The organism is Moorena bouillonii PNG (assembly GCF_001942495.1).
In the GTDB taxonomy this organism is placed as follows: Bacteria; Cyanobacteriota; Cyanobacteriia; order Cyanobacteriales; family Coleofasciculaceae; genus Moorena; species Moorena bouillonii.
In genome coordinates, this window is record NZ_MKZS01000001.1 from 1,329,304 (window position 1) to 1,338,236 (window position 8,933).

An 8,933-nucleotide genomic window follows, 5' to 3' on the forward strand; every position below is an offset into this window, starting at 1 on the left:
GGTTAGTTTACTGAGTTAGGATGTTGTTGTTTTGGATCAGTTGCTGACTTAAGCATTCAGTGGTCAGTGGTCAGCCGTCAGCCTTGGGCTGATAGCTGATAGCTGATCAGCTGATAACTGTTCGCGTAGCGTGCGCATAGCGCTTTAACTGATCAGCTCAGCAGTACTTGTAATGGCTTACATAATAGAAATCGGTCAAGAATTGGTTAACCAAAACTTGACCGATTTTTTTTATTGGTAAGCAGTTAGCCGTCAGCCGTCAGCCGTTGATCTTTGGCTGATAACTTATAGCTGTTCGCGTAGCGTTCGCGTAGCGCATTAGGCCATAACTGATAACTGATCGCTGATCGCTTACGAACAAACTTCACGTTAGTTCACGGCACTTCACCTCTTCACATTAGTGAAGCTCAAAACTATCTTTGTGATTATTTTTTAACTGCTAAAAAAAAAAATCGTGACATTATTGTTTCTATCTTGATGAAATCATCAACAATACTTTAAAATAACTATAGGACTATCTACGGTAAAATCAGGGATCGACTATGATTAGTAAAGAAGCCTTCGAGCAAAAATTAAAGACCATGCCCTGGAAAAGGCGACAAGTGTTGGAGGCTGTGGTTGGTGGCAAAACAGATGAAGCAATCAAAGAAAAGGTTTTACGTGTCTATGATGTATCTACTGTAAGAAACCATATTTCTAAAATCTATAAAGACTTTGATATTGAAGCTAAGGGGTTTAAGTGTCGTTGTGAATTAGTTGAAATCGTTAATACCTATAAGCCTGAGTTAGTGGCTGACCAAGTATTAAAAGAGTACGAGTTGTCATCCTATCGTTCTAAAGCTGATAAATATAAATTTATTGATCAATCTCTTGATCAATCTAAAGCTGATCAAGAGATTTATATTGAGCGCCCACCCATTGAAGCTCGTTGTTATCAGGAAATTGTTAAGCCGGGAGCGTTAATTCGGATTAAAGCACCACAACGGATGGGCAAAACCTTATTGATTCAGAATATTATCGCCCATGGCGAAAAACAGGGTTATGGAAAGGTTTATTTAAACATGAATCAGCTCCCTTTCACTAACTTAGATACATTTTTAAAGTCCTTTTGTTGGCAAATTTGTCAAAAACTCAAATTTCCCAATCAATTTGAAACCTATTGGGATGATAGTTTTTTGACAAGTTTAGACAACTGTACCACCTACTTTGAAGAGTATTTGTTAGAGTCTTTAGAAACTCCGTTGGTGTTGTGCTTGGATGACCTTGATCGAGTGTTTCAGCATCAAGACATTGCTGAAGGGTTTGTGCCGTTGCTCCGTAGTTGGCATGAGACGGGCAAGTTTGACGATAGTTGGAAAAAACTGCGGTTGGTGGTAGGTCATGCCACGGAATTTTCTATTAGTTTAGATATCAATAAGTCGCCGTTTAATGTGGGATTACCTATAGAATTACTAGAGTTTAGTGATCAGCAGGTTAAGAGCTTTACCGACAGTTATGGGTTGACGTTATCTGTGGATTCAGTAACGAAACTGATGGCAATGGTGGGGGGACATCCTTATTTATTATCCCAAGCATTTGATTATCTCAAGAATCACCAACCAGCCGAGAAAACCCTCGATACCATTTTGGCTAATGCCCCCACAGAAGCCGGAATTTATGGCAGTCATCTGTACTTACTGTTAACTAGTATTCAAAAGCATCCCAAATTGCTGGAAGCGATTAAACTATTACTTAGTACAACCAACCCAGTGCGCCTGGATGCTACTATCACTCGCAAGTTGGAAAGTATGGGATTGGTGCAGCGCCATGGCAATGATTGTAGTTTGATATCTAATTTGTATCGTCAGTATTTTAGCGATCGCATTTTAGGAAGTAGGGAGTCGGGAGTCGGGAATCGGGAGTCGGGAGTCGGGAGCAACAATGAACAATGAAGAATCAACAATCTACAAAGTTGGGGGTAGTTTAGCTTACGATGAACCCACTTATGTGAAGCGACAAGCGGATCACGAGCTTTTTCAGGCATTGATGGCTGGGGAGTTTTGTTATGTGCTCAATTCCCGACAGATGGGTAAGTCCAGTTTGCGGGTACGAACCATGGAAAAGCTAACAAAGGCGGGAGTCGCTTGTGCCTCTATTGATGTTACCAGGATTGGCAATGAAGTAACGTCACAGCAGTGGTATGGCAGTTTGATTAGAAGTCTTGCTAAGAGTTTTAAATTGAAGGGAAAAATCAAGATAATTCCATGGTTAAAAGAGCGTGATAGATTCTCCCCAGTGCAGTGGTTAGATGAGTTTATTGAGTCGGTTATCCTAGACGAATTAAGTCAACCGATTGTTATTTTTATCGATGAAATTGATAGTATAATTAAAGTTAAATTTAAAGATGATTTTTTTGCATTAATTAGGGCGTGTTACAATCAAAGAGCCGAAAATCCAGCCTACAATCGTCTAAGGTTTTGTTTGCTGGGGGTGGCAACTCCCGCAGATTTAATTCAGGATAAACAACGCACCCCGTTTAATAATGGTCGGGATATTCGCTTGACTGGGTTTACTTTTCAGGAAGCCAAACAGCCTTTGCTTCCCGGTTTGGTAAGTAAAGTTAATAATCCTGAACAGGTGTTAGGTGAGATAGTAAACTGGACGGGAGGACAACCGTTTCTTACCCAGCGGTTGTGTCGTTTGGTGGTCGAGACCTGGGCATCGGGCAATAGTCTTTCCGTGGCACAGGTGGTGCGTAGCAAGATTATAGCAAATTGGGAAGCCCAGGATGAACAGGAGCATTTGAAGACCATACGCGATCGCATCCTCAGAAATGAGCAACGGGCTGGTATGCTTTTGGGTTTGTATCAGCAAGTGTTGGATCACGGTAGTCTAGCTGCTGATGGGAGTGAAGAACAGACGGAATTAAGGTTATCGGGGCTGGTGGTTCAGCGTGATGGTTGTTTGGAAGTTAACAACCGGATTTATGGGGGGGTTTTCAATTCCGATTGGGTCAAGAAAGAATTGGCCAGACTGCGCCCCTACTCTGAGGCTTTTACGGCTTGGGTTGATTCTGGGTGTAACGATGACTCTCGACTGTTACGGGGGGGAGCATTAGAGCAGGCGGAACAATGGTCTAGGGGAAAAGCCTTAAGCGATTTGGATTCCCAGTTCTTAAGAGCTAGTCAGGTTTTAGATAAGCGAGAAGTCCAAAAGGCTTTGGCGGCTCAGAAAGAGGCTAGTGAAATATTAGCCAAGGCTCAAGAGAAAGCTAAGCGAACCATACGCATAGGGGGAATTGTAATGGGTTTGTCCTTAGTTGCAGCAACTTTTGCTATGGTGACTGGTATCAAAGCTAGAGAAAAAATACAGGAAGCCAAAACAGGCACGCAATTAGAACAGCAAGGGAATTATATTTTACGACAGTTAACGGATAATAATGTTTACTACGACACCAGTACAGAAGTGGAAACGCTTTTGTACCAGGCAATGGAGACTGGGCAAAAGCTATTTAACATAGTAAAAGATAGTCGCCCCCTGGATCAATATCCTGGTACTGCTCCTATATATGCCCTCAATCAGAGTATTAGTAAATTCCGAGAACGGGCTATGCCCAAAGGGCATCAGGACAAGGAAACTAGTGTAGAATTTAGTCCTTCTGGAGAAAAGATTGCCACTGTTTCATGGGATCCGACTGCTAAAGTTTGGGACTTACAAGGAAATGAACTAGCCAAGCTCAAAGGGCATCAGGACGAGGTAACGAGTGTAGCATTCAGCCCGGATGGAAAGACGCTGGCCACGGCTTCATTGGACAAAACTGCCAGAATTTGGGACAAAAAGGGCAATCAATTAGCCGTGCTCAAAGGGCATCAGGACGAGGTAACGAGTGTAGCATTCAGCCCGGATGGAGAGAGGCTGGCCACTGCTTCAGATGACAACACTGCCAGAATTTGGGACAAAAAGGGCAATGAAAGAGCCGTGCTCAAAGGCCATCAGTCCAGGGTATCAAGTGTAGCCTTCAGCCTGAATGGACAGAAGCTGGTCACTGCTTCAGATGACAAAACTGCCAGAATTTGGGACAACCAGGGCAATGAAAGAGCCGTGCTCAAAGGCCATCAGTCCAGGGTATCAAGTGTAGCCTTCAGCCCGGATGGAAAGAGGCTGGCCACTGCTTCAGATGACGGCACTGCCAGAATTTGGGACAACCAGGGCAAGGAAAGAGCCGTGCTCAGAGGGCATCAGTACCCGGTAGATAGTGTAGCATTCAGCCCGGATGGAAAGAGGCTGGCCACTGCTTCTTCATCGGAGAAAACTGCCAGACTTTGGTACACAAAGGGCAATCAAATCGCCTTGCTCACAGGCCATCAGGCATCAGTATATAGTCTAGCCTTCAGCCCGGATGGAAAGAGGCTGGCCACTGCTTCAGATGACAATACTGCCAGAATTTGGGACAACCAGGGCAATCCCTTAGCCGTACTTACCGGGTATGAGCACAGGGTATATAGTCTAGCATTCAGCCCGGATGGACAGAGGCTTGTCACTGCTTCATTGGACGGCACTGTCAGAATTTTGAAGGTTGAAAGTTTAGGTGAGCTGCTGCGTCGGGGCTGTGAATTGCTGGAAGATTACTTTGTTAGGAATCCTGAAGCTAAAGAGAAGTTATGGGTATGCGAGGAAGAGGGAATCGGGAATCGGGAATTGGGAATCGGGAGTCGGGAATCGGGAATCGGGAATCGGGAATCGGGAATCGGGAATCGGGAATCGGGAATAGGCAAGAGGCAAGAGTTTCACAACTGATCAATGTCATCCATACTCAACCCAGTATATTGAGCAATATCCTTCAGGGGTAACCCTGCGGCCTTCATCTGTTTAACAACCTTTTGTATACCTGCTTGTTCACCTGCTTGTTGACCTTCTTGTCTACCTTGTTCGAGACCCTGTTGGAGACCTTCTTGTCTACCTTGTTCGAGACCCTGTTGGAGACCTTCTTGTCTACCTTGTTCGAGACCTTCTTGTCTACCTTCCTGAATCAAGGTTTGATTAACACTGTACATATCCCGGTAGACCTTCAGACTATCCTGGTACAGGGCTTGCTCTTCAGAGGAGAAATTGGCAATCTCGGCCACCTCAAATAGCTGGGCAAACACATCCCCTTGCAACGGTTCAGGGGGAGCATTACAGCTCGCGAGATGCCTGAATAAAAATAACCACTTATCAAAATGGGTTTCTAATTGATCAACAGATTTAGTAAATTTCGGTAGTTCCACATAGATGAATTTCAACTTATCGTAGAACACTTCACACCGCTGATTTTTTAGCTCTACCACATGCAACAATTCTGAATCGTGCTTATGGTCATCAAAACTAAAATCCAGAATACCGACGGTGTAGACTGCCGTTAGCTGATAATTCCAATTTCCCTGTTGCGCCTGTTCTTGGATGGGGAAAGTGGCATAGTAGACACTGCGGTCTTTGAAGAACGTTTGTTTTGCCTTTTGCATTTCCACAATGAAGCGTTCACCGGTTGTGCTCTGACAATAAATATCAAAAATTGCTCTTCTGTCCACTAAAGTCTTACCCAAGAACTCTGGATTCTTAATAGTGACATCCTGAATTTGATGGTGAGGAGGCAGCAGCGTATTTAAGAAGTCGATCAACAGTGCCTTATTTGGCTCAGTGCCAAAGACGCGCTTAAAGCCGAAATCCGTGAGCAGATCAATGTATTTATCTGGTAAGGGGAAAACCATATCAAAAATTCCGATCAATCAAAAGGTATTTTTATTAGCTTTAATTTCGTCTATCTCCCTATTGCCTATTGGGGTGCATCTCTTTGATTTTACTAAAAAACTATGCAGCTGTTGCCCCTATTGCCTATTGGGGTGCATCTCAATCCATGCTGTTTGAGCCGGTGGGTGGAATGGGCATCAGGCGTGGAACAGGCTTCCAGCCTGTGGCAATTTTCGGAAGGGTGGTTCCAACACTAGCGGTGCGTTACGGGCCGGGCTATCCCAACACTACCAGGGGGAACATGAGTGCGATCGCGTCTTATCAAGCACCCTACGGCTGTCACGAAATTACAGATCGTTCCGACTATAATTAAGATAGGCTTTTATTTTGGCACCCACACTTAATAATTTTGAAAATGCCAGCCAAAGATATTTATCATGATACAGTAAAAAATGCACTAATAAAAGATGGATGGACAATTACCAATGACCCTTTAAGCCTTAAAATAGGTAAAAAAGACATCTATATTGACCTAGGTGCTGAAAAACTATTAGTAGCTGAAAAACAAGGACAAAAAATTGCTGTAGAAGTTAAAAGTTTTGTTAGTTCATCAGAAATAGAAGATCTAAAAAACGCCTTAGGGCAATATATATTATACGATAAAGTTCTTAAACGTCAACTTTCAGAACGTCTTCTTTATTTAGCTATTAGAGAAGTAATATTTAACCGCTTATTTACCGAAGAAATAGGACAGATTTTATTAGAAGATAACACGCTTAAAATTATTGTTTTTGACCCGAAAGAGGAGGTGATTATAAAATGGATAAATTAGAAAACTATCGCCAAATTATTCGTCAAACCTTAACACCTTATCTTAACATTCATTACTCTAATGTAAACATCCGTAACCATGCAGCATTTGACCGAGAAACAGACCAATATTTAATTGTTTCTGAAGGATGGAATAACCAAGAACATCTTCATAGTTGTTTGATTCATGTGGAAATTAGTAATTATAAAATTTGGATTCAATGTGACAATAGTGAAGATGGCATTGCTAATGATTTAGTAGCAGCAGGTATTCCAAAAAGTGATATTGTTTTAGCTTTTCATCCTCCAGATGTTCGCAAATTTACTGAGTTTGCTGTTAGTTAAAATCCGGTTAGGTTGCGTGGAACAGGCTTCCAGCCTGTGGCAATTTTCGGAAGGGCACATGATTGATGATCAATTGGTTAATGGTTGATGATTTGCCCACCCTACCCCTACTTACAACCACAAAATGGAGATAAAATGTCCCTAATTCAAGAAGATATCGAACAAACGTTTAGGCAACTCGTTCACCAGTGGCGGGAAGAAACCAGAGGAATTTCATCAACCACTCAAGCAGCTATGCATCCTGCTTATCAACAAATTATTGGCATGGGAAAAGAAGCAATTCCGTTATTATTAAGGGAACTTGAACAAAAATCTGGACGGTGGTTTTGGGCTTTAAAATCCATTACTAGAGAAGATCCTGTTCAAGAAGAACATCAGGGGAATACTCAAGAAATGATCAAAGCATGGCTAAATTGGGGACTCCGTAACGGTTATAAATGGTAGGCTTTGCCCACCAAACCCCTACTGACTTTGATTATTTGCCCACCCTACTACCCCTCACTGTTAGTTAAAATCCGGTTAGGTTGCGCATTTACTTGTCTTCCATCGCAGCAGCAATACGTTTGCGGACGCTGGGAGAGCGAAATCCCAGTATAATATCTTTGGGAGAAACACCCCGCTCAATCAGTTCACGATCAATATAAATCTCCGTACTATTGTGCTGTATCCAGATTTGACCTTCGATCAGCTCAAGATGCATGGCACAGCCATAGATGCGGTACTCATTACGCCATTCGTTGTGGAAAACCAGATAACGATCCCGTTCTCTATCAAAGATAAGTTTAGCATTGAGATCATAACTGGCAAAACTTTCTAAAAATTCGCAGGTAATCTGACGATATTGATCTAATTTATCCATTGGTCAATAACCTCATGATTCGGATCGTAAACAATTAACCAGACTTGATATTAATACTTGATTATTGCCTCACTAATTGATTAAACCGCTTTAGGATTTTGAGAACCTGCTCTAAGCCTGTCTTATTCCGAAGATAAAATGAATCTGATTCACCATACTTTGGTGTATTGTCCTTGCTCAGTTTTAGAAAAATAAAATCTGGCCCATTAGTGATAAATCCAAAAGCAGGTCTTTTTGATTCAAGACTCCCTAGCATATAACTTAGTGCTTGGGGGATGCCAACTTCTAGGGAGTAATCGGCTCGTTTGGCTTCGATGACTAATACCCAAAATTCTGGAGTGTAGATGAGTATATCAAGTCTTCCGGTAATAATTGTTTCTTGATCTTGGGAAGTAATTTCTACGACTTTTTCAGCAGTAATATAAAAGGGATAACGATAAAAACCAGCTAGTTTCAATAATGGGGAAAGTACTACCATTTTGACAATGGTTTCCACCATCGGACGCTCTGATAAGTGGAGATAGTCTCTCTTTATTTCCTTTAGCTCTTTTTTTTCTAATTCTGTTAGTTCTGGTAAATCATCTTGCCACTCCTGAAAGAATTGCTCATCATCGGTGCGCTCTAAGCCAAACTTTATTCTTAAATCATAGAGGGTAATTTGGTTAGCTGGAATTGCGGTAACCATGGCTTGATTTACTATAAGGGAGTAGGGAGCAGGGAGCAGGGAATAGGGAATAGGCAATAGGCAATAGGGAAAAAAGCCTGTGTACCTGATTAGACTAAAAACCGCTATATAGCAATTCTATATCCCATAAGGGACAAATTGATCCCCCTAAATCCCCCTTAATAAGGGGGACTTTGAGATTGAAAAGCGTACCTCATAAATGCGAGAAACGCTATAATTTTTTATCCCTACTAATAATAATCATACCAAAACTGTTGTACAGCGTTTTTAATAGCTATGAAGTACACAGAATTTTTCCCTGCTCCCTGCTCCCTGCTCCCTTACTGGTGTATAACAAATGGGTACCCGTTTACCACTAAAGGGTACCCGTTTCCGGTTAACTATAGCGGTTTTTAGCCTAATCAGGTACACAGATTTTTTTCCCTGTTCCCTCTCTTCCCCTCCTGGGAGGGGTTAGGGCGTGTCTTCTTGCCTCGGAGATCCCCCGTTTCCCTTAAAAAAGGGGGACGAGCGAGTATGGCTCCCCCC

General features: G+C 42.3%; 10 protein-coding genes. 6 read left to right on the forward strand and 4 right to left on the reverse strand.

All coding sequences use genetic code 11. From position 1 onward, the window contains the following. Positions 1-245: 245 nt before the first annotated feature. A complete protein-coding gene (locus BJP37_RS43295; RefSeq protein ID WP_269086953.1) occupies positions 246-368 on the reverse strand; it encodes a hypothetical protein in 123 nt (40 codons plus the stop codon). Positions 369-542: 174 nt separating this feature from the next. On the opposite strand from BJP37_RS43295, the gene BJP37_RS05470 reads away from it, so the two are divergent. Further along, entirely contained in the window at positions 543-1,931 is a 1,389-nt protein-coding gene (locus BJP37_RS05470; RefSeq protein ID WP_075897091.1) for an AAA-like domain-containing protein, read from the forward strand. Beyond that, positions 1,921-4,776 carry an AAA-like domain-containing protein gene (locus BJP37_RS05475; RefSeq protein WP_081431084.1) on the forward strand — a complete coding sequence of 952 codons (2,856 nt, stop codon included), beginning with the start codon at positions 1,921-1,923 and terminating at the stop codon, positions 4,774-4,776. The genes BJP37_RS05470 and BJP37_RS05475 overlap by 11 nt, the downstream gene beginning before the upstream one ends. On the opposite strand, the gene BJP37_RS05485 is transcribed toward BJP37_RS05475, so the two are convergent. Continuing rightward, the gene (locus BJP37_RS05485; RefSeq protein ID WP_075897093.1) at positions 4,767-5,726 is read right to left on the reverse strand and encodes an Rpn family recombination-promoting nuclease/putative transposase; all 960 of its coding nucleotides are present in this window, start codon (positions 5,724-5,726) and stop codon (positions 4,767-4,769) included. The genes BJP37_RS05475 and BJP37_RS05485 overlap by 10 nt on opposite strands. 83 nt (positions 5,727-5,809) lie before the next feature. On the opposite strand from BJP37_RS05485, the gene BJP37_RS05490 reads away from it, so the two are divergent. From BJP37_RS05490 to BJP37_RS05505, 4 genes are all read left to right on the forward strand, one after another. Next, a complete protein-coding gene (locus BJP37_RS05490) occupies positions 5,810-6,079 on the forward strand; it encodes a hypothetical protein (RefSeq protein ID WP_075897095.1) in 270 nt (89 codons plus the stop codon). A gap of 42 nt (positions 6,080-6,121) precedes the next feature. Next, positions 6,122-6,538, forward strand: a complete 417-nt coding sequence (locus tag BJP37_RS05495; protein ID WP_075897097.1) for a XisH family protein — start codon at positions 6,122-6,124, stop codon at positions 6,536-6,538. Then, positions 6,526-6,861, forward strand: coding sequence for a XisI protein (locus BJP37_RS05500; protein ID WP_075897099.1), 336 nt, complete (start codon positions 6,526-6,528; stop codon positions 6,859-6,861). Before BJP37_RS05495 ends, BJP37_RS05500 begins: the two co-directional genes overlap by 13 nt. An 87-nt stretch (positions 6,862-6,948) precedes the next feature. After that, a complete protein-coding gene (locus tag BJP37_RS05505; protein ID WP_229415211.1) occupies positions 6,949-7,305 on the forward strand; it encodes a hypothetical protein in 357 nt (118 codons plus the stop codon). An 88-nt stretch (positions 7,306-7,393) separates the two neighbouring features. Here BJP37_RS05505 and BJP37_RS05510 read toward each other — a convergent pair whose 3' ends face one another. Beyond that, positions 7,394-7,720, reverse strand: coding sequence for a XisI protein (locus tag BJP37_RS05510; protein ID WP_075897101.1), 327 nt, complete (start codon positions 7,718-7,720; stop codon positions 7,394-7,396). A 61-nt stretch (positions 7,721-7,781) separates the two neighbouring features. After that, entirely contained in the window at positions 7,782-8,405 is a 624-nt protein-coding gene (locus BJP37_RS05515) for a type I restriction endonuclease (protein WP_075897103.1), read from the reverse strand. Positions 8,406-8,933: the final 528 nt, after the last annotated feature.

Coding starts and splice junctions, on each gene's coding strand:
- BJP37_RS05470 (WP_075897091.1), top strand. CDS start 543: ATGATTAGTAAAGAAGCCTTCGAGCAAAAATTAAAGACCATGCCCTGG.
- BJP37_RS05475 (WP_081431084.1), top strand. CDS start 1,921: ATGAACAATGAAGAATCAACAATCTACAAAGTTGGGGGTAGTTTAGCT.
- BJP37_RS05485 (WP_075897093.1), bottom strand. CDS start 5,726: ATGGTTTTCCCCTTACCAGATAAATACATTGATCTGCTCACGGATTTC.
- BJP37_RS05495 (WP_075897097.1), top strand. CDS start 6,122: ATGCCAGCCAAAGATATTTATCATGATACAGTAAAAAATGCACTAATA.
- BJP37_RS05500 (WP_075897099.1), top strand. CDS start 6,526: ATGGATAAATTAGAAAACTATCGCCAAATTATTCGTCAAACCTTAACA.
- BJP37_RS05505 (WP_229415211.1), top strand. CDS start 6,949: ATGATTTGCCCACCCTACCCCTACTTACAACCACAAAATGGAGATAAA.
- BJP37_RS05510 (WP_075897101.1), bottom strand. CDS start 7,720: ATGGATAAATTAGATCAATATCGTCAGATTACCTGCGAATTTTTAGAA.
- BJP37_RS05515 (WP_075897103.1), bottom strand. CDS start 8,405: ATGGTTACCGCAATTCCAGCTAACCAAATTACCCTCTATGATTTAAGA.